15 protein-coding genes are annotated in these 23,830 nt (G+C 49.9%); 9 read left to right on the top strand and 6 right to left on the bottom strand.

From position 1 onward, the window contains the following. The first annotated feature begins 5 nt into the window (after positions 1 to 5). Entirely contained in the window at positions 6 to 677 is a 672-nt protein-coding gene (locus tag CDA54_RS03635) for a malonic semialdehyde reductase (protein WP_099033657.1), read from the top strand. Here the strand turns inward: CDA54_RS03635 and CDA54_RS03630 are convergent. Continuing rightward, positions 674 to 1,483 carry a glutathione S-transferase family protein gene (locus CDA54_RS03630; RefSeq protein ID WP_180237104.1) on the bottom strand — a complete coding sequence of 270 codons (810 nt, stop codon included), beginning with the start codon at positions 1,481 to 1,483 and terminating at the stop codon, positions 674 to 676. The two genes, CDA54_RS03635 and CDA54_RS03630, sit on opposite strands and share 4 nt — an antisense overlap. A gap of 214 nt (positions 1,484 to 1,697) precedes the next feature. On the opposite strand from CDA54_RS03630, the gene CDA54_RS03625 reads away from it, so the two are divergent. Then, complete coding sequence (locus CDA54_RS03625) at positions 1,698 to 4,370, top strand: TonB-dependent receptor (protein WP_099033655.1); 2,673 nt, start codon at positions 1,698 to 1,700, stop codon at positions 4,368 to 4,370. A gap of 77 nt (positions 4,371 to 4,447) precedes the next feature. Here CDA54_RS03625 and CDA54_RS03620 read toward each other — a convergent pair whose 3' ends face one another. Genes CDA54_RS03620 through CDA54_RS03610 form a run of 3 tightly spaced genes read right to left on the bottom strand, consistent with a single transcriptional unit; the run spans position 4,448 to position 7,649 of the window. Then, on the bottom strand, positions 4,448 to 4,834 hold the full coding sequence (locus CDA54_RS03620) for a response regulator (protein ID WP_099033654.1): 387 nt from the start codon (positions 4,832 to 4,834) through the stop codon (positions 4,448 to 4,450). Beyond that, on the bottom strand, positions 4,831 to 5,982 hold the full coding sequence (locus CDA54_RS03615) for a response regulator (RefSeq protein WP_099033653.1): 1,152 nt from the start codon (positions 5,980 to 5,982) through the stop codon (positions 4,831 to 4,833). Before CDA54_RS03615 ends, CDA54_RS03620 begins: the two co-directional genes overlap by 4 nt. Continuing rightward, positions 5,979 to 7,649 (bottom strand): diguanylate cyclase, encoded by a 1,671-nt coding sequence (locus CDA54_RS03610; RefSeq protein ID WP_143452255.1) that lies wholly within the window; start codon positions 7,647 to 7,649, stop codon positions 5,979 to 5,981. Before CDA54_RS03610 ends, CDA54_RS03615 begins: the two co-directional genes overlap by 4 nt. 153 nt (positions 7,650 to 7,802) lie before the next feature. On the opposite strand from CDA54_RS03610, the gene CDA54_RS03605 reads away from it, so the two are divergent. From CDA54_RS03605 to CDA54_RS03585, 5 genes are all read left to right on the top strand, one after another. Continuing rightward, positions 7,803 to 10,652, top strand: coding sequence for a PAS domain-containing protein (locus CDA54_RS03605; RefSeq protein ID WP_099033651.1), 2,850 nt, complete (start codon positions 7,803 to 7,805; stop codon positions 10,650 to 10,652). Further along, the gene (locus tag CDA54_RS03600) at positions 10,649 to 12,589 is read left to right on the top strand and encodes an ATP-binding protein (RefSeq protein ID WP_099033650.1); all 1,941 of its coding nucleotides are present in this window, start codon (positions 10,649 to 10,651) and stop codon (positions 12,587 to 12,589) included. Before CDA54_RS03605 ends, CDA54_RS03600 begins: the two co-directional genes overlap by 4 nt. A gap of 140 nt (positions 12,590 to 12,729) precedes the next feature. After that, a complete protein-coding gene (locus CDA54_RS03595; RefSeq protein ID WP_143452254.1) occupies positions 12,730 to 13,530 on the top strand; it encodes a kinase in 801 nt (266 codons plus the stop codon). Continuing rightward, on the top strand, positions 13,527 to 14,156 hold the full coding sequence (locus CDA54_RS03590) for a UPF0149 family protein (RefSeq protein WP_099033648.1): 630 nt from the start codon (positions 13,527 to 13,529) through the stop codon (positions 14,154 to 14,156). The genes CDA54_RS03595 and CDA54_RS03590 overlap by 4 nt, the downstream gene beginning before the upstream one ends. Before the next feature lie 99 nt (positions 14,157 to 14,255). After that, positions 14,256 to 16,265 carry a TonB-dependent receptor plug domain-containing protein gene (locus CDA54_RS03585; protein WP_143452253.1) on the top strand — a complete coding sequence of 670 codons (2,010 nt, stop codon included), beginning with the start codon at positions 14,256 to 14,258 and terminating at the stop codon, positions 16,263 to 16,265. A 3-nt stretch (positions 16,266 to 16,268) separates the two neighbouring features. Here CDA54_RS03585 and folE read toward each other — a convergent pair whose 3' ends face one another. Beyond that, on the bottom strand, positions 16,269 to 16,823 hold the full coding sequence (gene folE, locus CDA54_RS03580) for a GTP cyclohydrolase I FolE (RefSeq protein WP_099033646.1): 555 nt from the start codon (positions 16,821 to 16,823) through the stop codon (positions 16,269 to 16,271). A gap of 274 nt (positions 16,824 to 17,097) precedes the next feature. Between folE and CDA54_RS03575 the strand changes: the two genes are divergently transcribed. After that, on the top strand, positions 17,098 to 17,772 hold the full coding sequence (locus CDA54_RS03575; RefSeq protein WP_099033645.1) for a DUF2982 domain-containing protein: 675 nt from the start codon (positions 17,098 to 17,100) through the stop codon (positions 17,770 to 17,772). 12 nt (positions 17,773 to 17,784) lie between these two features. Here CDA54_RS03575 and CDA54_RS03570 read toward each other — a convergent pair whose 3' ends face one another. Further along, positions 17,785 to 20,907, bottom strand: a complete 3,123-nt coding sequence (locus tag CDA54_RS03570; protein WP_099033644.1) for a hybrid sensor histidine kinase/response regulator — start codon at positions 20,905 to 20,907, stop codon at positions 17,785 to 17,787. A 266-nt stretch (positions 20,908 to 21,173) separates the two neighbouring features. On the opposite strand from CDA54_RS03570, the gene parC reads away from it, so the two are divergent. Further along, the gene (gene parC, locus CDA54_RS03565; protein ID WP_099033643.1) at positions 21,174 to 23,474 is read left to right on the top strand and encodes a DNA topoisomerase IV subunit A; all 2,301 of its coding nucleotides are present in this window, start codon (positions 21,174 to 21,176) and stop codon (positions 23,472 to 23,474) included. The last annotated feature ends 356 nt before the right edge of the window (positions 23,475 to 23,830 follow it).

Below are 23,830 nucleotides of genomic sequence, written 5' to 3'. Positions count from 1 at the left end.
ACCTTATGACAGCACCACAAATCAGTGCGCAGCAGCAGGCGCAGATTGAACAGGCGCAACAGGCCGCCAGAGAGTTAAAAGACCAGGTCGCCCCTTTAGATGGTGATGCACTGGATTTGATTATCCGTCAGGCACGAAGTCACAATGGCTGGCTGGACAAGCCGGTCAGCGATGAGACGCTGCGTGAGCTCTACAATATTGTCAGAATGGGTTCCACGAGTATGAACAGTTGTCCTGGCCGTTTTGTATTTATTCGTAGCGAAGAAGCAAAGGCCAGACTGAAAACCTGTCTGGCACCGCTGAATGTGAACAAGGTTCTCAGCGCCCCGGTTACCGTGATTGTGGCTCACGATCAGACCTTTTACCGGCAGATGCCGAAACTCTTCGCACATAATCCCAATGCCGCAGCCATGTTTGAGAACAATGCACAGCTGGCTGCCACTTCGGCGTTTCGTAATGGTACTTTGCAGGGCGCGTACCTGATGATTGCAGCGCGCGCCATGGGGTTGGATGTAGGTCCGATGTCCGGGTTTAATAATCAGGCTTGTGACGAGGCGTTTTTTTCCGGTACCAGTATCAAAAGTAATTTCCTTTGCTCCCTGGGATATGGCGATACCGGTAAATTGTTTCAGCGTCTGCCCAGACTGGAGTTTTCAGAAGCCTGTGAGTTGATTTAGCCAGGCGGCTTATCATCGCATAACAATCGCTGTTTCACCTGGGCCATGATATGGGGTTCAGGTGAAGGCATGCGTAAATTGTCAGAGGGTTGTGCCTGCTTAAAGGCCGGGCGGGCTTGCAGACGCTCTAACCAATCCCCCACTTGCGGCGCTTCCTGCCACAGGCAAGACAATTGCAGCCGTTGCAGCCGATCAACCAGTGCCATATAAGCGGCATCAGCCAGGGAATAGTGTATTCCGGTTAGCCAGGGCTGCTGTTGCAGCGTCGTTGCCAGTTTTTGTATCACCTCCCTGATACGGTTTGCGGCCTCAATGACAGCCTCGATATCTGTGTCCGTACCCACTAATTTTCTGAACGCCTGTGCTCTGTCAGGCATAGGGTGAGCGCGCACAAGTTGTTCCAGTGTATGTTTCTGCATGTCCCGGAAGCGTTGACGGATCATCAGCTCAAAGGTCATTGGTCGCAGTGTCGGATGCACTACCTCATCAAAATATTTACACCATAACCGCATGCTGGCTTTTTCATGTGCGGAAGGGGGGATCAGGGATTTTGCTTTAAAGGTGTCATCGAGATATTCGTTGATGACACTGGATTCAGTGACAACCCGGTTGTTGTGGATCAGCGCAGGCACCACGCCCGCCGGGTTGAGTTTTAAATAATCCGGCTGAAGATGCTCAAAGTTTCTTAAGATTACCCTCCGGCTTTGCCATTCCAGTTCTTTTTCTGCAAGACAAACCCGTACCTTGAAAGACATCAGTGAATCCCAGTCGTGGTAGAGGGTTAATTCCGGCTTTGTTTTTTTCATTGCCTTTACCTTTGGTGACATTGCTGATCTGTGGCTACAGACAGCGTTTCGGAGGCTGTCTGAGTTAAGTTAAACATGTATACAATAAAAATAAAATGTATTTAATATGTTAATCATATGTACAATAAATATTAAATGGATTATAAAATAATCAGGTGAATGCAAAAGTCACCTTGGAAATCACTCAAAACACATATGAAAGAAGGAACATGCTATGACCCTGAAAATGCCGCTCCTCACTCGTAAACGCTATTTAAGCCTGCTGATTGCCTCGCTGTTTGTGCCCACAACAGCAATGGCTCAGCAGGCACAAACTGAAAAAGACAAGGTGGAAAAAATCAGCATTACCGGCTCTTTTATCAAAGGACGGATTCAGAGCAGCAATGCGTCACCCATTTCAACCGTGAGTGCAGAAGATTTAGCCAATATTGGCGCTACCAGCGTTTCTGACCTGGTCAATACCCTTACTGTGAATACCGGTGCTCAGGTGTATTCAGACAGTTTCGAACAGGCGCGTTCGGTGGGTACCACCAACATCAACCTGCGTGGCCTGGGGGTCACATCGACGTTGGTATTGCTTAACGGCCAGCGCCAGACACTCTCTCCCGCCGTAACCGAGGGTGGGGATCAGTTTGTGGATTTAAGTTCATTGGTTCCGGCTATTGCCGTTGAACGGGTTGAGGTACTCAAAGATGGTGCGTCTTCGTTATATGGCTCAGATGCGGTTGCCGGAGTGGTGAACTTTATAACCCGCTCTAAGTTTGAGGGAATGGAGTTCGATGTTAATTATCAGAATAATAAATATGGTTCTGATGAAGTCAGCTTAGGCGCCATTACCGGAGCGGCCAGCAACCGGGGCAACCTGATGCTGGCGGTCAATTATCTGACTCGCAGTAATGTGCCCAATTCAGAGCGTCGTGATGATTATGCGGCCAAACAGGATTCCTGGAGTGGTTATGGGTTTCCCGGCAAGGTGCTTGCCTTTGATGGCCCACCGGGCCCGCCGATTAGATTAATCGATCCGGTTTGTCTGGATGGCTCGGCCTATGAAGAATTTCCCGGACTGGTGCGTCGTAAGCCAGATGGCGAGCACCCCAGTGACGGTTCCTGCCAGCTTAACTATGGTTATTACGGCGATATTATTGCCGAAGCCGAGCAGATGCAGGCGATGGCCCAGGGGTCCTATGACCTGACCGCTGATACCACCTTATTCAGTGAACTGGTGGTGGCCCGCAATCGCACAACGATTCACTCTGTGCCCAGCCAGCCTCAGCTTGATGAAGTAAGAGTACCGGCTTATCACCCGGATGCTATTGAAGTGGGTGGCGCGGATCCCTTTCCGGGCAGCGCATCAAATAGCGGGGTGCTGTTTATCCGGCCCCTGGGAGCCGGCTCGGAAGCGAATGTGGACGATAAAGTATTTCGTTCCTGGCGCTATCAACTGGGGATAAAAGGCGACCTGCCGAACTATTGGTCCTGGCAGGCCAGTATGACCACCAGTGTCAATGAAACCGAGAATTCACGCAAAGATGTGATTACCGATAATCTGCAAGCCGCACTGAATGGACAGGGGGGGCCGACGGGCGATCAGTACTATTACTGGTTATCTTCCAGCCAGAATAAAAACACGCCGGAGATTTATGACTATATATTTGGTGAATTCGGTTATCAGGCCAAGTCCAGTCAGACCGTGTTGGATGCCCATATCACCGGTGACTTATTTGAGCTTTCTGCCGGCTCGGTGGGCGTGGCGTTCGGTGCCCAGTACCGAACCGATAAACTGGAGTATGATTTTAACGAGCGCTCCAATGAGCTGGCATTTAACTTCTTTGGTGGCGGTGAAGACTTCAGCGGAAAACAGGACGTCAGGGCAGTATTTACCGAGCTGTCGGTACCATTGACAGAAACCCTGGAATTACAGGCAGCCTTGCGCCATGAAAGTTTTGACACCGCCAGCACGACGGATCCTAAAGTGGCATTTTTATGGGCACCGACAGAAGATCTCAGTCTGCGCGCCAGTTACGGCTCGTCTTTCAGGATTGCTACGGTATTCCAGACCGACTCCGAGTTTATTACTCCACAAACTGCCATTGACCCCTATGCGGGTGGCTTTGCCGGCGGTGAAGAAGTCAGCTTCATTTCTTTGCTGACGGGTGATCCCGATAAACCCTTAACACCACAGACCTCCGATGCTTACAATCTGGGCTTCAGCTGGTTCCCGGTGGATGGGATGTCTGTGAGTATGGACTACTGGCGTTTCGACTATTCCGACTTTATTACACCCGAGTCGCCTGCGGCCCTGTTGATGACCAATCCGGACAGTGAACAAATACAGCGCAGCCCAAGTGGTGAGGCGGTCAAGATCACAACTTATTACCGAAATGCCGGTTCGGTTGAAACAGATGGGCTGGATTTTAATCTCTACTACGACTGGTCACTGGGTGAATTCGGCGCTCTTCGCACCACAGTGGATGGCACCTATATCCTCAGTTATGACCTTGACGATCCAATATTAGGGATCATTGACGGCAGAGGAAATGTGAATGACAACAACTTTGGTGTTTCTACGGTACCCCTGCGCGCTAACCTTGGGTTCTTGTGGAGTCATGAAAACCACTCTGCCAATCTGTATGTAAGGCATATTGGCGATTATGAGAATGACAATGATGATAACGCTAAGGTCGCTAGCTGGACGCGTATCGATATGCAGTACAACTATCAGATGAGTCCCTGGTACGAGGGAGGTAAAGGCCCGCGTCTGACGTTAGGTGCTACAAATCTTCTTGACCGGGCTGCGCCACAGGTACGCAACTCAATTGGTTATGATGCCACCGTGCATGACCCCAGAGGCAGAATGTTGTATCTGAATATCAAACAACAGTTTTAACTGCAGCCGCCGACAGCAGCTGCCTGCTGTCGGCTTTTATGCACCTTTAATATCAACGGATACCTTGCGCTTACTGCTTAACGTTCCCAGATGGCTGTAATTTGTTCCGGCAGCGTCATCGGGTCGAAGGGTTTGGCAATCACATCCAGCGCACCCAGGGCAATATACTGTTCAATTTCGGCAGGTTGCACTTTTGCGGTCATAAAAATTACCGGTGTATTAGTGCTGTGGGTCTGACTGCGGATCGCGTTCAGCGTATCCGGGCCATCCATTCCTGGCATCATGACATCAAGCAGAATCAGGTCCGGCTCAAAGCTATCAACCTGTTCTACGGCCAGATTGCCATTTTCACACAGCAGTACCTCAAACTGACCGATCTGCTCCAGCGCGATTTCAATGATCTGGCGAATATCTTCATCATCTTCAACACACATAATTCGCTTTAGCGGTGAGCGCTGTGTCATCCTTTTTCTCCCTGGAGAATAGTGGTATTTGCTGTGATGCCAATCTGGCGCAATAATTTTTGTGCCGGCGGCGTATTAAGCTGGCCTTGTGCACTTAACGCGGCAACATGCATAATCAGCACCTGAGTATTACTGGCCCCCTCGGGCAGCAAATGAACTGCACCGATCAGGTTTCTCAGTGGCAGGGGCAGCCGCCACTGAATTTTAAGCTTGTTGCCGAATACCTTGGCCCAGTCTTTTACCAGTAAATCTATGTCACTGTTCTGCAGCTTTACGCCGGTGTGATTAATGTCCTGCAATACTTTAAGTACGCCTAACTCGCCAATCCGGCTCAACAGGCCGGCGACATATAAGGACTGGCTGTCAGCGTTGACTTTCTCAGCCAATATCGTGGCGGTTTTGGCAACTTTTTCTGCCTGTTCTTTAAAGTTACCTGCCAGCTCTGCAAGATATGGGTGTGTTAGTGTCGCTGAGATATCCAACGACATGGCCAGTACATGACTCAGTGACATATCCGTACCAAGGGTTGCTACGGCATCATTCAGGGTATGAATGGCCTTACCACTGCGGCCCATAGAATAGTTATTGGCGATATCCAGCAACCGCGCAGTAACGGCAGGCATATCCCGCCATTCCCGGGCAAGGTTTACCGGTGACAGGCTATCTTTCTGGGCAATCAAGGTGAGTATCTGCAGTGAATCAATCTCACCGGGCAGTTGCACCAGGCTCCGTGAACGTCTGGAAAGCATCTGCTGGATATCCAGGGTACTTTCATCCTCGGCTTCTGAGGTTAGCAGTAAGGTCTTCAGGCGCTTATGGACTTCTTCTATATCAAAAGGTTTGGTGATAAAGCCGTTGACTTTGCAGCGGGCGGCCTGCACTACAGACTCCTTATCAGAGCGGGCGGTAATCATCACAACTTTTGCATGGTTATTGGTTTTACGGATGTTTCTGACCAGTTTTAGGCCACTGCCGTCCGGCAGATTCCAGTCACATAGCAGACTATCGGCGGCTTCCGCAGACCATAGTTTTTCTGCTTCGGTCAGGGAGCGAGCTTTGACAACATGCATGTCTGCGTGCAGGCCACAGACCAGACTTTCCAGCAAATCGGCAATCAGTTCATCATCTTCGAGGATCATGACTTTCATGACGGATTTCCTTTGGAATCGACAGTCTGAGCCAGACTAATACCATTTCGCCCCAGTTGCTTGCGCTGGTAAAGGGCCTGGTCGGCCGCTTCAAGGGCCGCTTCAGCACTCGGGTAATCATTCAGCAGGGCGATACCGGCGCTGAGTGTGACATTAAACTCCTCACTACCGGCTTTAAAATGCAGTCCTGAAAAATGCACCCGTATTTCCTCCAGAATCTGTTCACCCTGAGTCAGCTGGCACTCTGGCATGACGACGGCAAATTCCTCACCGCCGTAACGCCCTATTTTGTCGGTTTTGCGTAACCTTTGTTTTAATAAATTTGCCAGAGCCTTGATGACGATATCGCCGGTACCATGGCCATAACTGTCGTTTACTTTTTTAAAGTGATCAAGGTCCAACATAACTACGACTGCCGGTACACTGAGGCGTTGGCAGCGTGCGTGTTCATTGCCCACTTCCTGTTTGATCAGCGAGTGTTTGAGTAAGCCTGTCAGACTGTCTCTGGCCAGCAGCTGAGATAACTGCCTGGCTCTGAAGCACCGGATCCTGACCGTTTCCCGTAACTCAATATCGGAGATGGGTTTAGTCAGGAACTCATCGGCACCAATGGCCAGCGCTTTGCGTTGCTCGGTTCTGTCCTGTTCTGCGGAAAGATAAATAATCGGGAGACTCAGCCATTCTGGCTGAAAGCGTATCAGCCGCGCCAGTGTTGGCCCGTGGTAGTCGCCCATATTCACATCAAGTAACAGGATATCTGGCTGGAACTCAGACAGGACTGAAAAGATTTCCTCTGGGGTACTCAGCGTTCGCACCTGAATGCCGGTATGTGAAAGCGTCAGGCGATAGTGCTCCAGTAGGTCTTCATCATCGTCGACGATTAAGACCTTTCCTTCGCTTGCCTGAAGTCGTTCAGATTCCAGTCGCTGTAGATATTCGGCAATCTCAGGTGCAGTAGTGGATTCTGAAAACAACCCGTCTACTCCCTTCGCTGCCAGCGTATATCGGCGGCTAAAATCTTCATGGGAACCAAAACAGATGACGGTAACACTGAGGTGTGGAACTGATTGCTGTAACTTAGTTTTTGCATTGATACAGCAGGTAGCTCTGGTTTCATGGGCAATAATGATCACCGATTGCTGTGTCGGGCTCAGCGACTGGTCAAGCTGCTCGGCATTTTCGAGTGTCACCAGAGTAAAACCATAATGCAGCAGTTCTTCCCGCAAGGCGCCAAAAAAGGCCCCTGAATGCTCAATCAGAACTAACACGTTACCGGTAGGGTCAGCAGGTGCAGATACCATGCTTTGCGATGCAGGAGCCGGAGAATCCTTCAGCAGAGAGTGCAGACGTTCAAGTTGCGGTAAAACCTGATTTTTCAGCTGTGAACAGATGGCCGCCCAGTTAGACTGCTGGTCCGGGTATTGGGTGAATTCCTTGACCGATTGTTCCAGTACACGACTCTGGCGGCTGAACTCATGTAAGCCAAAGGTGCCGGCTGAGCCGGTGAGACGATGAAGAAGCTGATGTAATTGTCTGAGTATCTCTTCGTTATACTGCTGCGAATTTAACTGATTAAGCTTGTGCCTGAATTCATTCAGTTCCGTACCGGTACGCTCAGCGAAACGCTGAGATAGCAGTTTTAACTTGTCTTCTACGGAACCAGTCATATTTTCCGCCAATACTATCCTGAGCGCAGCTACAGTTTATTAGCTGACGATTAATTGAATTTCTTTAAAGTTAACAGATGGTTTAGAGTGCGTCATATATTTATCAGCTAAACTTTTTTCGATAAGTGTTTGGTAAAACTCAAGGGAAAACAGATGCAGCCGCCAAAGCTACCTGAAAATGAGCAAGCACGTCTTAACGCATTGAGCGCCTGCTCTTTGCTTGATACTGAAGCGGAGGAGCGTTTTGACAGGCTTACTGAAATTGCTCAAGCGCTTTTCGATGTGCCTGTTGTTCTGGTTTCTCTGGTTGATGCCAAGCGCCAATGGTTTAAATCAAAACAGGGGTTAGATGCCACTGAAACCCCACGCAGCATTTCTTTTTGCGGCCATGCGATTTTACGGCCACAGCAACTTTTTATTGTTGAAAATGCGCTGGAGGATGAGCGTTTCAGTGACAACCCTTTGGTGACCGGGGATCTGAATATCCGCTTTTATGCCGGTGCCCCCATTAAGGATAGTGGTGGTTACCCTCTGGGCACACTGTGCCTGATCGATTCACAGCCACGCCAGCTCAGTGACAAGCAAAAAGAGATGTTCCGGCACCTGGCGGCACTCGTTGAACAGGAGATTCAGTATCAGGATGTTACCGAGCTCAATCAGCAAATACGCCAGAGTCGCGACCAGTATGCCTCGCTGGTAGAAAACATTCCGGGTATTACCTATCGCTGTCGGTACGATGAGCATTGGACCATGTTGTTTATGAGCAGCAATATCGATCCTGTCAGTGGATATCCGGCTAGTGATTTTATTAACAACGCCAGGCGTAGCTATGCCAGTTTGATTCCTGACAACTACCATGAGTACGTTGAACAACAGGTAGCAGAGGCGGTGGAACAGAAGCGGAGCTGGCAGTTTGAGTATCCTATTTGTCATGCAGACGGCAAGCTTCGCTGGATAGAGGAACGGGGTAAAGCGATCTATGACGGGCAGGGAAACGTAGCTTATCTGCAGGGCTTTTTACTGGATATTACCCGTGAACGGCAGGCCAGAGAAAGACTGGAGCGGCACAACCGGGTGCTGAAGCTACTTAACCGGATTAGTTTCGAGCTCAAAGGAACACTGACCGAGGTGATAGAGCAGGCGCTGGAATTAGGCTGTGAATTTCTGCAAATGGACATGGCCATTGTCAGTGAAGTACTGGCCGATACCTATGTGGTTCGATGGTTTAGTCAGCCACAGGAAGGCGAGCTTACTCATGGACAGCAATTTCAGCTTACTGATACCTATTGTGACATTACGCTGCGCGAAAATACGCTGGTGGCCATTGAGCATATGCAGAAATCTGACTACTGCGGTCATTCCTGTTATCAGGCGTTTGGTCTGGAGAGCTATATCGCCCAGCCTTTAAATGTTGATGGTAAGGCTTTTGGCACGCTGAACTTTTCCTCTCTGGTGCCCAGGGAACAAGGCTTTGATGACATCGATAAACTCTTTGTAAGGCTACTGGAGCGCTGGCTGGGTGGAAAGCTGGACCGTGATCAGCAGCGGCGTAAGCTTAATAACCTGGTGGAACAGGTACCGGGTATGATCTACCAGTTTCGTCAGTGGCCGGATGGTAAAGTGGCATTTCCTTATAGCAGCAGCGGTATTCAGGATATTTACGGTGTCACTGCTGAACAGATTAAAAAAGACGGCGGTGTGGTGTTTGAGCGCATCTTTTCTGAGGACAGAGAGCGCGTCAGTGACTCGATTCAACAATCTGCGCAAAGCCTGGAATTGTGGCATGAGCAGTATCGGGTACTGAACGAGAAGCAGCAGCCAGAATGGGTAGAGGGTCGGGCGCGACCTCAACGCCTGGATGATGGCAGTACACTTTGGTTTGGTTATATCGCCAATATTCATCAGTCGAAAAAGATTGAATTGTCACTGGAGAGCAGTGAACAGCGGCTCAGATCACTGTTTGAACTCAGCCCTATCGGCATTCTTTTGGTTGATTATAAAAGCGGAAAATTGCTGGATTGTAATGCGGCACTACTGAACCCCTCGGGGTATTCCCGTCAGAAGCTGTTGCAACAGAGCATTATGGATCTGGTGCCCGATTCGCATCGCTATCTGCGTAATAAAATGCTCGATGAGATCAGAAATCATGGCCAGTTTGGTCCGGTGGACGTCGAACTGCGCTGTCAGAATAATGATACCTACCCCATCCGGTTTCAGGGCGTAAAAATATCCGATGAGGAACAACAGTCATTACTCTGGTGCCTGATCGAGGATATAACTGAACACAAACGCATAGAACGGATGCAAAAAGAGTTTATTTCGATGGTCAGCCATGAATTGCGCACCCCACTCACCTCAATCAAAGGCGTTCTGAGTTTACTCACCGGGGGGGCTGTGCAACACATGCCAGAAAAAGCCCGAACATTACTTTCCACGGCTTATCGAAACAGTGTGCTACTGAACGAACTTATTAACGACATTCTGGATCTGGAGAAGCTCTCAGCCGGCGCGATACACTTTGCTATGCAAGCTATTGAAGTGGCGACACTTTTGCAAGAAGCGAAAGAACTTTACCAGCATTATGGATTGAAGCAGGGGGTGACCATCCGGCTTATTCCCGCGAAAGAGGATCTCTGTATCCTGGCGGACAAAAAATATCTGTTACAGGGGCTGGCTAATCTGCTTTCCAATGCGATTAAGTTCTCGCCGGAACGTGCTGTCGTGACATTGTTTGCCAGCAGGGTAGGGCAGCAGATACGCATATCAGTGCAGGATCAGGGTGAGGGGGTACCCGAAGCATTCAGAGACAGAATTTTCACCCGCTTTGCGCAGGCTGACAGCTCAGATAACCGTCAAAAAGGAGGCACAGGATTAGGGTTGGCGATTACCCGTGAACTGATGGAGCAAATGGGCGGAGAGGTAGACTTTGAATCTGTGGATGGAGAAGGGGCCACCTTTTGGTTGCAACTGCCGGACATAAATAGTGGAGCATCGGATTTATGATACGCCAGGTCAATACACTGCTGCAGAAACGAGATTTTTTTACTCCACTGGTGTGGTTATTACGCATAGCCATACCTTTACTTCTGGTTGTGGTGATGTTCTTCGCCGATCGCCTGTATCTGTTGCAATATCAGGACCAGGAAAGAGAGGCGATTGGTCAGGCCGTTGCCAAGCTAAAATGGCAGCTGGAAAGTCAGGTATTGCAGAATATCCAGGTAGTACAGGGACTGAATGCCAGTATTGCTACAGAACCGGATATGGGCCAACAGCGTTTCGCTGAACTGGCTAAGATTATCCTGCGAGGCGGCCCCCAATTACAGAATGTCGGCGCGGCGCCGGACCTGGTGATGCAACTGATCTATCCGATTGAAGGCAATGAGGCCGTCATTGGCCTCGATTTCAGAACCCTGGGCGACCAATGGGCCGGGGTTCAGCGCGTCATTGATAGCGGTGAAATGGTGTTTGCAGGCCCGGTTAATCTTACTCAGGGGGGCCAGGGCCTGATTGGGCGTATCCCAGTTTATAACCAGGAAAATGATAAATTGTGGGGCGTTATCTCTGCCGTGCTGGATTTACACAAGTTGTATCAGAGTGTAGGACTGGGCGATACAGAGGGCCTTGAGATATGGCTTGCCAGACAGAGTAATGAAGGGAAGCCGGGGGAGGTATTCTGGGGAGACACCAACAAGGTATGGGAAAAACCGGTGATCAACAGAATTTATATACCGGGCAATAACTGGTTGATGCTGGCGATGCCGTCACAGGGGTGGTCCAGACAGGCACCGGGAACCCCTATACTCAGGGCCGGCCTGATCATTTTGTGGTTATTGTTAAGCGCCGCAGTATTCTGGCCCACCCGCCTGATGTTAAGGGAGAGACAAACGCAACAGCACTTCAGGGCATTGTTTGAATTTTCACCCATCGGTATGGCGCTGATACACTGGCAAAGTGGTAAAATTGTCGCGGTTAACCCGGCCATGGCCACAATGCTGGATGTAGAGCCCGGCTCACTGCTCGGTAAGAATGAAGATGACTTACAGGTTGCCAGACCCGGAAGAGTAAAAGAGGCCAGCAAAGCGCAGTTCAAACAGGGTTACTCAGGACCTTTTGACCGACAGTATTTTAATCGCTGGCAGCAGCCGGTGGATACCCGATGCTATGAACTTCTTATTGATGAGGGCAGTAAGGGGCGTTTTGTCTGGCTGGTGGTAGAAGATGTTTCCCAGCAAAAACGAACGGAAAGAATGCAACAGGAGTTTGTCTCCACAGTAAGCCATGAACTGCGTACTCCATTAACCTCCATTGCCGGCTCTTTGGGACTGATAGCCAGTGGTAAACTGGGTGAAATGCCCGACAAGGCGAATAATCTGGTTAATATCGCCATGCGAAATACGCAACATTTACATCTGCTGATAAACGATTTGCTCGATCTGGAAAAGCTGAGCACCGGAAATATGGTCATGAATATTCAACCTATTTCTCTTGCTGCAGTGATCAAAGAAACCGTTGAATCACTGCAGAATTACGGTCAGAACAAAGGGGTTTCTGTGCAGTTAAAAGCGCTCTCAGATGAATATGTGATGGCTGATGAACAGAAACTGAAACAGGCGATCAAAAACCTGCTCTCTAATGCGATTAAGTTTTCTTCTCAGGATGGCAGGGTAGACCTGTATACCGGGCATGCAGAAGAGCACATTCGCGTTTATATTCAGGATTATGGCGCCGGTATTCCAAAACAATTTCAGTCGCGGATGTTTAGCCGCTTTGCTCAGGCAGACAGTTCTGATACCCGAAAACAAGGCGGAACGGGATTAGGGCTGGCTATAACGAAGGAGTTGATGGAGCATATGGGAGGGCGAGTGGGGTTTGAGTCAGAACCGGGAAGCGGAGCCACATTCTGGCTGGATGTACCCTTGCCTTCAGGGACATCGGATTAAAAGTATTTTTGTTATTACCAAATGATAAGGATTTTGTTGTAATAGGTATAAGATCAGTCTTTGAGCGGCAATGACCCGATAAACCTGATTCTGTTCCATTAATGGTCAGTTTGGCCGGCAACAGTGGTAAGCATTTGCATATGCCTGATGATGTACAACAATACTGGTGGCCTTTGGCTGAAAGGGTTTCTGCGCAGTCACGACCTTATGTACTGGGTATTAATGGTGCTCAGGGTAGTGGAAAAACGACGCTGGCCAGAAACCTGCAAAGCATGCTGGTACAGACTTTGGGTTTGCAGGTGGCGGTATTGTCGATAGATGATTTGTATCACACCCGGGCGCAGCGCCGTTGGCTGGCAGAGCATATTCATCCGCTATTACTTACCCGCGGTGTGCCGGGTACCCATGATGTGATACTGGGGTTGGAGTTGATACGCCGGTTTCGCGCGGGTCTGAATCTGCAGCTTCCACGTTTTGATAAGTCCGGCGATGACAGAGCATTGCAACCAGAGTGGTTGCAGGGGCCGGTAGATATTCTGATTATTGAGGGCTGGTGTCTTGGAGCGCAACCTCAACCTGAAAAACAATTGACTCGGCCGTTAAATTCTCTGGAGGCCACACAGGACCCACACGGCATATGGCGCCAATATGTGAATCGGTGTCTGGGTGAAGACTACCGACGACTTTTTGCACAGCTCGACGAACTGATTGTCTTGCAGGCCCCGGATTGGCAAACCGTGGTTGACTGGCGTAGCGAGCAGGAACAAAAACTGATTCAGCGCACCGGCAAAGGAATGGACCATTCTGAACTGGCAGAGTTTATGCTGTGTTATCAGCGTCTGACTGAGCATCAGTTAGCCAACCCTCCCACAGCGTTTGGCGGCATTTACAGGTTGGGCAAGCAGCGTCAGATTCTCAGTGTGGAGGAGAACAACGTATGAATCATCATAAATTGGCAGAACTCTGTGATCAGTATCCTCAGCAATTGCGGGGGCATCTGGAAATACAAGGCCTGTGCTTTGCCGTGGCCGCAGCCCCCGAAATACCGCCCCCTGAACAATGGATGGCCTGGACTCTGATCGCCCCGGAAGACATTGATCAGGCCCTGGCTGACAAACTGGCTGAGCCGCTGATGGACTGTTTTAAACAGCAACTGATGCAAATGCGGGACGAAAACACCGCCGGGATTATGCCGGCAGAGTGTGAGTATTTTCCGGCTATGACTATGGAGTCACCGCTGAGCCAGTGGTTGTGTGGCTGCCTGCTGGGCCATCGGCAACTGGAGCCCGTATGGCAAAAATCCTGGCAAAGGATGCAACAACAGGTGCCGGAGAAAGCCCCCGATGCGGCAAAAGAACTCAGCCATATTCTGCGTTTGTTAAGCACCTTTGCCAATATTGAGCTGGCCATAGAGCAGGCAGATGAACGGGGTAACCCTGACCTACGCCAGCAGCTCCCCGGGATTGCGATGACATTACCCCGTGCATTGGCAAGCTACGTCAGGCTATCAGGCACTCTGGCGGGCTACCTCCCCAATCAGTTTGAAACCTTTCAAAGTGGCGACTGAACGCGTCTTCAGAAATAAGGTTTCTCAATAAAAAACTGATAAAAATCCTGTATATAGCCTACAGTTAGTTATATTAGACAGCCACAACCGGAGCATTTTTTGTCGACTTTCAGAGGGATGGGTTCTGTGTGTGCGGCACTGTTTTTAAACGTTGCTGTATCAGGCCCGATAATGGCAGAAGACATGACGGGGCTGTTCCACTTGTCATTAGACGACCTGATGGCGATGGAAGTGGATATTGCCTCGAATCAAAAGGCGACATTACGCCAGCAGCCGGGCACCGTAACATTATTGTCCTCTTCCTATATTGAGCAGTCGGGTGCCAGATATCTGAGTGATTTATTGCGCCAGGTACCGGGTTTTTGGGTCGGAACCGATACCATTGGTACTTTTTCAGTGAGTTTTCGCGGTATCTGGGGTATGGAGGCCAAGATTCTGTTATCCATCGATGGTGTCGAGCAGAATGAACTCGCTTTTGGCTCACTGGTATTAGGTAATCGTTACCCGGTGGCCAATATCCGGTCGGTGGAGATTATTCGTGGGCCGGGTTCGGCCCGTTATGGTGGTCAGGCTGCACTGGCGGTGATCCGCGTCACCACCAAAGGCCAGCAGGGCGAAGGTGGTGAAGTTCATCTGAGTACTGATTTGGGTAAAGGCGGCAATCATCACGGGCTGCTCGCGTTGTCTTATGCGAATAATCTGCCGGTCGGCAATGATAGTCTGCATTTTGGTATGTCGGCTTCAATCGGCCAGGGTGATTACTCGGACAAACACTGGCAGGCACTGGATGGATATCGCTTTTCCCTGAAAGATAACAGTAACGCTAAACCCGTGAATCTGAATATGAATCTTCAGTACCAGGGGTGGCGAGCTATATTGCAGTATGACAGGTTCGAGCAGCAGGATCGGTTGCTGTTTGGTGACTCGGGCTTGTTCTTCTCACCAAATTTACGCTATACCCGGGCCAATGAGCTCAGCTTTGAACATCTGGCCGTAAGCCTCGACAAGAAGTGGCAAGCTAACGACAGACTCAGCTGGGAGGCCGCCGTCAGTCATGTGTCTCAGCGCCCCTGGAACAGTCGTGGTCAGTATGGCCATAACCTGAGGCGTGAATTATCCCGCACCCGCGCGGACATCAGTGCCTTATATCAGTTCAGTGAATTTTCCAGCCTGTTGCTTGGTGGTTCTGCTTATCGGGAAACAGCCAGGGTTACTGAGTCCTATCTGTTTGATGCGGCCAGTCGTTTCGGGGGGCATGCCGATAGTGATAATACAAATCTGGCAGTCTTTGCTCAGTATCAGCAGGATCTTGGCTGGGCGGTGCTGACACTGGCAGGTCGGTATGAAGATGATGACGCTGTTGGTGACAAGTTCGTTCCCAGACTGGCTCTGACCCGGCACTGGCAAAAGTGGCATGCCAAGCTGGTTTACAATGAAGCCTTCAAAAGCCCTCAGTTCGATACCCTGGCCAGTGCGGCCAATGCCGGAAATGCGATCTACAAGACCGAATCAACCCGCGCCTGGGAACTGGAAGCCGGTTATCAGGTGGATCAGAATCTGGCTCTGACTACCAATCTGTTCTGGATGAAAGTGAGTGATTACATTGGTTTTGATCCGCAGACTGCCAGTAACACCACCCTTGGTGATATTGCTACTTACGGCGTGGAGACCCAGGCGCAGTGGCAGTCAGAGCATATTGCCCTGACGCTCAGCCACTCTTATTTCAGATTGGGTCATAACAACATTACGGATATCGGCGTGGATCGCGACGAGGATGCGGTGTTGGGGATCCCGGAGCAGATGTTTAAACTCAATCTGAGTTACTTTATTAACCGGCAAAGTAGTTTCAACCTCAGTGCACAACAGGTAGCGGGTCGCTACGCCTGTGCTGAGGATAGTAACTTTATTTGTGGCCAGCCGAAAAAAATGAACCCCGAGTCTTTAGTGGATGTGTTCTACCAGTACAATCCCGGACGCTGGAGCCTGTCGGTTGGCGTGAATAATTTATTGGATGAAGAGCAGTACTGGTTGCAGCCTTATCGCGGAGGGCAATCCCCTATCCGGGGACAGGGGCGAAGAGTAATGCTGGATATCAGTTACCGGTTTTAATAGTTATTTTCCGATCAGACGCAGGAATTCATTGCGGGTGGCCTGATTTGAGCGCATATGGCCCAGCATGACCGATGTAACCATGGAAGAATTCTGTTTCTGTACACCGCGCATCATCATACACATATGCTTGCCTTCCAGAATAACCCCGACTCCCTTGGCGCCGGTAACCTGCTGCACCGCTTCGGCGATCTGTTTGGTCAGACCTTCCTGTATCTGCAGGCGGCGTGCGAACATATCGACGATACGGGCAAACTTGGACAGCCCCAGTACCTTGCCGGTGGGCAGATAGGAGATATGGCAGCGGCCGATGAATGGCAACATATGATGCTCACACAGAGAATAGAATTCAATATCCTGAATCACGACCATCTCATCGGTGTCTGATTCAAATACCGCATCATTGACCACTTCATCCAGAGTCTTGTTATAGCCGTCCGTAAGATATTGCATGGCGGTGGCGGCCCGTTTAGGGGTGTCCACCAGGCCATCCCGGGAGACATCTTCTCCCAACAGCTCTATAATTTTCTGGTAATGATGCTTAATCTCATCTGACATATTGGAATCTCAACTAATAAGTAATGGCAAAGATACGCCCCGGAGACGAATTTGGATTTTGCCGCACGTAAAAAATATCAAGCGACTATGATACCACAGGCAGGGTGCCTGACACCTCATCGCGCACATCACAGAAGAGGATCTTATGCGCGAAAACAGAAGTAATAACAAGGGTGGCTTGTTCACACAGTGCCCGAGGTGCAGGAAGATACGTGCTGCGTTAATCTGGGGGCTATTGATGTATCTGTTACTGGAACTGTTCTGGCTGTAAACTATGACTGACATTATTCGCATTCGGGCTGGAGCCAAACGAAACGGGTTTACGCTGTGCCTGGCAGGCACCGTGGCGCTGCTGCTAAGTGCCATGTGGTTGGCCTGGATGCCTGAATTATTGAGACTGGCCGGGATTTTTCTCACCAGCGCATCGTTGGTGACGATACTGATCGGTTGGTTAAAGATCCGCGAACCCGCGTATAGTTTTGAGCTGACTCCGGAAAAATTCCGCTATTTACACCGCTTTGGTGGTTACAGTCTCGACTGGGACAATATTCAGCGTATCGATATTCCCCGTCTGCACACGGGGCTCACCCATGAGCCTATGGAGTTGGTGGGCATTCGCCTGAAAAGTTATGACCCGTTACTGGAAGATATTTCACCAAGGCTGGCCAGCAATATTCTGATGCAGCAAAGACCGTTATTATTGCAGGCTCACCGGCAGAATTGCACCAGTGGCGGTTGTTACAGTGATACGCTGATTGAGGATGATAGCTATAAATCAGCGCAGGGAAAGCAGTATTTGGGTATGTTGGCAATGCTGGCGAATCGGATGGGTCGTATGCGGGAAGCATTCGGTTATGATCTTTATCTGTATAGTTCAGAGCTGGACAGAGAAGAGCAGGAATTTGTCGCTTTGCTAAAAGCCTGTCAACAACAGGCTATACAGCAGTAATTAATCTCCGGCTCAGATAGTTTGTTGTGCGTGTTTTTGCAAAAACTTTGTGGCCTCGTCAATCACCTGATCGCAGGCCTCGTCCAGAAACATTAGGCGGGCAATGGCATCCTGCTTATATCCGCCTTTTAGCAGACTTTCGGTTTCTTCACACAATCCTTTTAATGTCGGTACTCCGGTATAGCAGCAACCTCCATGCAGTTTATGGATCAATTGCTCCAGGGCTGACTCGTCTTCATCGGAGACCGCCTTCGCAATTTGCTCTTTAAAGTCGGGTAACTGCCTGATAAACGCCTGCAGAAGTTGCTGCGCGGCCTCCTCATCGTTGTTGGCTCGCTGAAGTGCCAGGTTCCAGTCCAGTATGGCCGAGGGCAACTCTTCGTCGAGTTGACACCAGCGTTTAATCAGACGGATTAAATCATCAAAATCTATGGGCTTAGGAAGATAGTCATCCATGCCTGACGCCAATAGCTTCTCTTTTTCTTCCCTGAATGCGTGTGCGGTAACCGCAACAATAGGTGTACCCTGATTAAGTTGGGTCTTGCGGATCAGGCGGGTTGCTGCAAGACCGTCCAGCCCCGGCATCTGCACATCCATCAGAATCAAATCAAAGGCTTCTTTTTCACAGCGGCTGACCGCCTCCTGACCACTGAAGCTTAACGACAGTTCGATGGCCGAGTTCTTAAGCCAGGTACTGAGCAGGCTGAGGTTAATTTCCATATCGTCTACCGCCAGTACACGGGCACTTGATAGCGTGTCCAGCTTGTTCTTAAACCTGTCAGGCTGGAGCAGTGGTGCCGGCTTCAGCAGATGGATGAGTTTGCCTGGCGTTAGTGGGCGCATAATCTGGTGCCCGAAAACCTGTTCTTTGTCTGGGTGTTGAAAGGGACGTTGTGAACATTCAAGTAATATTTTCTGGGGCGCATTAATGTCTTTGATCACTGACATTTGCAACTGGCAGAAACGTTCGTTTTCTTCGGCACAGGAAAACAGCAGATAATCGAAAGGCTGCGTACAGGTGGCCAGGTAATCGAGACTATCTGCACTGGTGATACGGGCACCCATAGTCTGTAATAATTTACTTGTCGCTTTGCGTGACGTCGGGTAGCTGTCATATAACAGCACATTCTTATCCTGCCAATATTCGTTAGTATTATGAGACAATCGATAGCTCAGCTTATTGACTCTCAGACGCACGATAAATGTACTGCCCTGGCCCAGCTCGCTCTGCAGCTCAATATTTCCATGCATCAGCTTAATTAACTGCTGACTGATGGCCAGACCCAGGCCGGTGCCCTGATATTCCCGGTTGATCGCGGCATCGAGCTGCGAAAATGCACTGAATAAGCGATGTCTGTCTCTGGCTTTGATACCAATACCGGTGTCTTCAATGATAAACGTGAGTTCATACAGGCCATTTTCTCTGTCGTCTCCACTGACCGCCAGACGAACATGGCCCTGGCGGGTAAATTTTATCGCGTTGCTGATCAGGTTAGTCAGCACCTGACGTATTCGTGATGCATCACCAATCAGTTTCTGCGGCAACGGGCTGAGGTCACAGATAAATTCGAGATGCTTAGCCTGTGCAGAACGGGCCATCATATCGGTGAGTTCTTCGAGCAATTCAACCGGCGAAAACGGGTCGTTATTGATCTGCAGTTTACCGGCCTCGATTTTGGAGAAATCCAGCACATCATTGATGATATTAAGCAGGCTGTTAGCGGAGGAATTAATGATCCGCAAATGCTGCTGTTTCTGTGGTGGCAACGGTGTTTGTGCCAGCTCCTGACTGAAACCCAGGATCGCATTCAGTGGTGTGCGGATTTCGTGACTCATATTGGCCAGAAACTGAGATTTAATCTTACTGGCCTGAACCGCTTGTTTACGGGCGATGTCCAGGCGGGCATTCTGTTCCTCAATAATTTCAATATTATTGCGCAGATCCTGAGTGACAGTGTCTACCGAAGACGCCAGTTTATTCTGGCTTTTTTCCATTAATGCCATTGAAAACAGGAAAACCTCGATAAACACACCGATCTGAAAACAATAGGTGGTGAGACTATTTGACGGCAGAATCGCCATCAGTCCCAGCATACCTAACAGCGCAGAGGCCAGCAGTATGCTCCAGGCAAAGATAAAATAGCGGGCGGGCTTAAAATGGTTGGCATAGCTTTCATAGCCAGCGTAAAGAAAACTGCAAATGGCGAGAATACTGAAGACAAAAACCAGGTTACTCTGCCAGGCTGGTGACAATATCTGTGTCGGTGACAACAGGCCGAGTATGATCAGACCGGACAGGCTGATATAGATGAGTTTACTGGTGCGTGGTGCGGTTTTTGGGGCGTTGAGAAACACAAGGGTAAACAGACCGGCACTCAGGGCGACACTGATAAACAACAGATCAACATGCTGATTCAGCCAGGGAGGGACTGCGCCCTGAGTGTATTGTTGCAGATGGCCGCCCCATACAAACTGCCACAGCAACACACTGCTGATGTAGGCTCCGTAGGCCAGTAAACTGGGGTCTCGGAGGCTGAAAAACAGGGTCAGATTATACAGCAGCAGGATCAGCAATGCGCCATAAAAGGCGCCCCAGACCAGGTTCTCCAGCGCCAGTGTCTCGCTGTGTACGGGGTTGGACATCAGTTCAACAGGAGCAACACGCACTTCACCTGAACTGCGGATGCGAACAAAAAGATCCAGCCGGGTGGCAAATGGCAGCTCTGCTTCGAGGGTCGGGAAACGGTAGCGCTGATCGTGCTTTTTGCCCTGGATACTGTGGGCGAGCACCTTGCCATTTGCAGTAAGGTAAAAGTCGACCCTGTCATTCTGTGCATATCCCAGATCAATAACCCACTGTGACTCCTGGCTGACATTACTGAACGTGGTATGCAGCCAGATCGCCTCTTCGCCAAAGCCAAAATTAGGATTCTGGCTCTGGGGCCAGTCAAATTTGTGCAGGTTTTGCATCACATCGTTGATACCAAAGTCGGCTTGATGATCGTACAAAACACGAAACTGGCCTTTGAGAGATTGCACCTTGTTACTGTCGATCAGTTGCAGGGTGGTCTGCGCGCAAACCTGTAGCGACAGCAGACAGAAGCAACAGCCGATTACCAGCCTGAGAAAGGGCATAGCGCTCCGGTTAGATTATGTTTATTCTCTATTTAACCATTGTCCAGACAGGGATACCAATGCTAAGTTGCCTGTCCCGCAGACTTCTGATGGAGGTGGAGTCGGGAGGCATGTATTGTTTGCCATAAAGCAGGGTGCCTGAAAGGATGCAATCCGGTAAGCTTGTACAAGAAACAATAATAACGTTCAGTCCGGAGCGGCTATACCCATCGTGTTAAGCCTCCGGTATAACAGTACCTGATTTCACAATAAGAAAATGTATACCTATGAGTCATGAAATCACTATCAGCGCGGAAGGTGTTGAACAGCTTCCTCTGAGACACTTTACGGAAGACGCCTACCTCAATTACTCCATGTACGTGATCATGGATCGCGCCTTGCCTAATATCGGAGACGGCCTGAAACCTGTTCAGCGGCGCATCATTTATGCCATGTCTGATCTGGGGTTGAGCGCCAATGCAAAGTATAAAAAATCTGCCCGTACGGTTGGTGATGTCTTAGGTAAATTTCATCCCCACGGCGATTCCGCCTGCTATGAAGCCATGGTACTTATGGCGCAGCCGTTTACCTATCGGTACCCGCTGGTGGATGGTCAGGGTAACTGGGGTGCGCCGGACGATCCCAAGTCCTTCGCCGCCATGCGTTATACCGAGGCACGGCTGTCCCGTTTCAGTGAAGTATTACTCAGTGAACTGGGGCAGGGCACGGTAGACTGGCAGCCGAATTTTGACGGCACGCTGAAAGAGCCAAAAGTATTACCCGCACGCCTGCCTCACATTCTGGTTAATGGTATTACCGGTATTGCCGTGGGTATGGCCACCGATATTCCGCCCCATAATGTGCGCGAACTGGCCCACGCCTGTGCCCATCTGCTGGATAACAATAAGGCTGAACTGGCTGATCTGATGCAGTTTGTAAAAGGGCCGGATTATCCAACAGAGGCGGAAATTATTACCCCCCGCGAAGACCTGGTGCGGATCTACGAAACTGGCCGCGGGTCGATTAAATCCCGTGCGATTTATACTGAAGATCAGGGCGAGATTGTGATTACCGCGTTGCCCCATCAGGCCTCAGGTGCCAAAGTGCTGGAACAGATTGCTGCGCAGATGCAGGCTAAAAAATTGCCTATGGTCAGTGATTTACGTGACGAATCAGATCATGAGAATCCAACCCGGCTGGTGATTACGCCCCGTTCAAACCGGGTGGATATCGAACAGCTTATGCAGCATCTTTTTGCTACCACTGATCTGGAAAAGAACTATCGTGCCAATCTGAACATGATCGGGCTGGATGGCCGGCCACAGGTCAAGGATCTGCGCACTATTCTTAGTGAGTGGCTGGTATTCAGACGTGAAACCGTGGTGCGTCGTTTGCAATACCGGTTAGACAAGGTCCTTGCAAGGCTGCATATTCTTGAGGGCTTGTTAATCGCCTTTCTGAATATTGATGAAGTCATTCATATTATTCGCACTGAAGATAAACCTAAACCGGTGCTGATGGAGCGTTTTGGCCTCACAGATACCCAGGCAGAAGCCATTCTGGAGTTAAAACTTCGTCACCTCGCGCGCCTGGAAGAAATAAAAATTCGTGGCGAACAGGACGAGCTCAGCGCAGAGCGTGACAAACTACAGGCCTTGCTCGGTTCAGACAGAAAACTCAAAACACTGATTAAAAAAGAAATCCTGGCTGATGCTGAAGCCTATGGCGATGACAGACGTTCACCTTTGGTGGAGCGTGGCGAAGCCAGGGCTCTGTCTGAAAAGCAACTGGTGCCCTCTGAAGCGATCACCATTGTGCTGTCAGAGAAAGGCTGGGCGCGATGTGCTAAAGGCCATGATGTTGATGCCAATGGTCTGAGTTATAAGGCGGGCGACAATTATCTGGCAGATGCCCGTGGCCGCAGTAATCAGCCCGCGGTATTTATTGATTCATCCGGGCGCGCCTTCGCGTGCGACGCACACACTTTACCCTCGGCCCGCAGTCAGGGCGAGCCGCTGACCGGCCGATTTAATATCGTCGCCGGAGAGCATATTGAACATGTGGTGATGGGTAATGAAGCAGATAAATTCCTGATTGCCTCTGATGCTGGCTATGGTTTCATTGGTCAGTTTGCCGATATGGTCAGTAAAAATAAAAACGGTAAGGCTTACTTAAGTTTACCTACTGCAGCGAAAGCACTGGCGCCACAACCGGTGCGTAACCCGGACACCGACTGGTGCCTGGCAATTTCCAATGAAGGGCGCATGTTGATGTTCCCACTGAAGGACTTACCCACTTTGGGCAAAGGGAAAGGCAACAAAATTATCAGTATCAGTTCGGCCAAAGCCAAAACCCGTGAAGAATATGTCAAAGTGTTGGCTGTCGTACCCGATGGCGCTCAGGTGAAGATTATTGCCGGAAAAAGAGGTATGAGTCTGAGTCAGGAGGATCTGGCCCATTTCCGTGGAGACCGTGGTCGCAGAGGTCATAAACTTCCTCGTGGTCTGCAACGGGTAGATGATGTGGAAGTATTGTTACCACAACAACCGGAGCCTGAAACAGACACCGACCCCGAGCTGCCAGGTTGATACAGAGCCAAGGCAGGAATTCACCACAGAGTCACAGAGAACACAGAGGTCTAAAATAATATTCACCGCGGAGCCGCTGAGTTCGCAGAGATTTAATGAGTTAAGCCCCGTTNTCGTGGTCTGCAACGGGTAGATGATGTGGAAGTATTGTTACCACAACAACCGGAGCCTGAAACAGACACCGACCCCGAGCTGCCAGGTTGATACAGAGCCAAGGCAGGAATTCACCACAGAGTCACAGAGAACACAGAGGTCTAAAATAATATTCACCGCGGAGCCGCTGAGTTCGCAGAGATTTAATGAGTTAAGCCCCGTTTTCTCTGCGCCTTTGCGTCTCTGCGAGAGAAAAACAGACC

This window comes from Lacimicrobium alkaliphilum, from assembly GCF_002591895.1.
GTDB lineage: Bacteria > Pseudomonadota > Gammaproteobacteria > Enterobacterales > Alteromonadaceae > Lacimicrobium > Lacimicrobium alkaliphilum.
This window is presented reverse-complemented; position numbering and strand designations above follow the sequence as displayed.

Bases quoted from the DNA above. Each gene is read 5' to 3' on its own strand.
- CDA54_RS03635 (WP_099033657.1), top strand. From the start codon at position 6: ATGACAGCACCACAAATCAGTGCGCAGCAGCAGGCGCAGATTGAACAG.
- CDA54_RS03630 (WP_180237104.1), bottom strand. From the start codon at position 1,483: ATGAAAAAAACAAAGCCGGAATTAACCCTCTACCACGACTGGGATTCA.
- CDA54_RS03625 (WP_099033655.1), top strand. From the start codon at position 1,698: ATGACCCTGAAAATGCCGCTCCTCACTCGTAAACGCTATTTAAGCCTG.
- CDA54_RS03620 (WP_099033654.1), bottom strand. From the start codon at position 4,834: ATGACACAGCGCTCACCGCTAAAGCGAATTATGTGTGTTGAAGATGAT.
- CDA54_RS03615 (WP_099033653.1), bottom strand. From the start codon at position 5,982: ATGAAAGTCATGATCCTCGAAGATGATGAACTGATTGCCGATTTGCTG.
- CDA54_RS03610 (WP_143452255.1), bottom strand. From the start codon at position 7,649: ATGACTGGTTCCGTAGAAGACAAGTTAAAACTGCTATCTCAGCGTTTC.
- CDA54_RS03605 (WP_099033651.1), top strand. From the start codon at position 7,803: ATGCAGCCGCCAAAGCTACCTGAAAATGAGCAAGCACGTCTTAACGCA.
- CDA54_RS03600 (WP_099033650.1), top strand. From the start codon at position 10,649: ATGATACGCCAGGTCAATACACTGCTGCAGAAACGAGATTTTTTTACT.
- CDA54_RS03595 (WP_143452254.1), top strand. From the start codon at position 12,730: ATGCCTGATGATGTACAACAATACTGGTGGCCTTTGGCTGAAAGGGTT.
- CDA54_RS03590 (WP_099033648.1), top strand. From the start codon at position 13,527: ATGAATCATCATAAATTGGCAGAACTCTGTGATCAGTATCCTCAGCAA.
- folE (WP_099033646.1), bottom strand. From the start codon at position 16,823: ATGTCAGATGAGATTAAGCATCATTACCAGAAAATTATAGAGCTGTTG.
- CDA54_RS03575 (WP_099033645.1), top strand. From the start codon at position 17,098: ATGACTGACATTATTCGCATTCGGGCTGGAGCCAAACGAAACGGGTTT.
- CDA54_RS03570 (WP_099033644.1), bottom strand. From the start codon at position 20,907: ATGCCCTTTCTCAGGCTGGTAATCGGCTGTTGCTTCTGTCTGCTGTCG.
- parC (WP_099033643.1), top strand. From the start codon at position 21,174: ATGAGTCATGAAATCACTATCAGCGCGGAAGGTGTTGAACAGCTTCCT.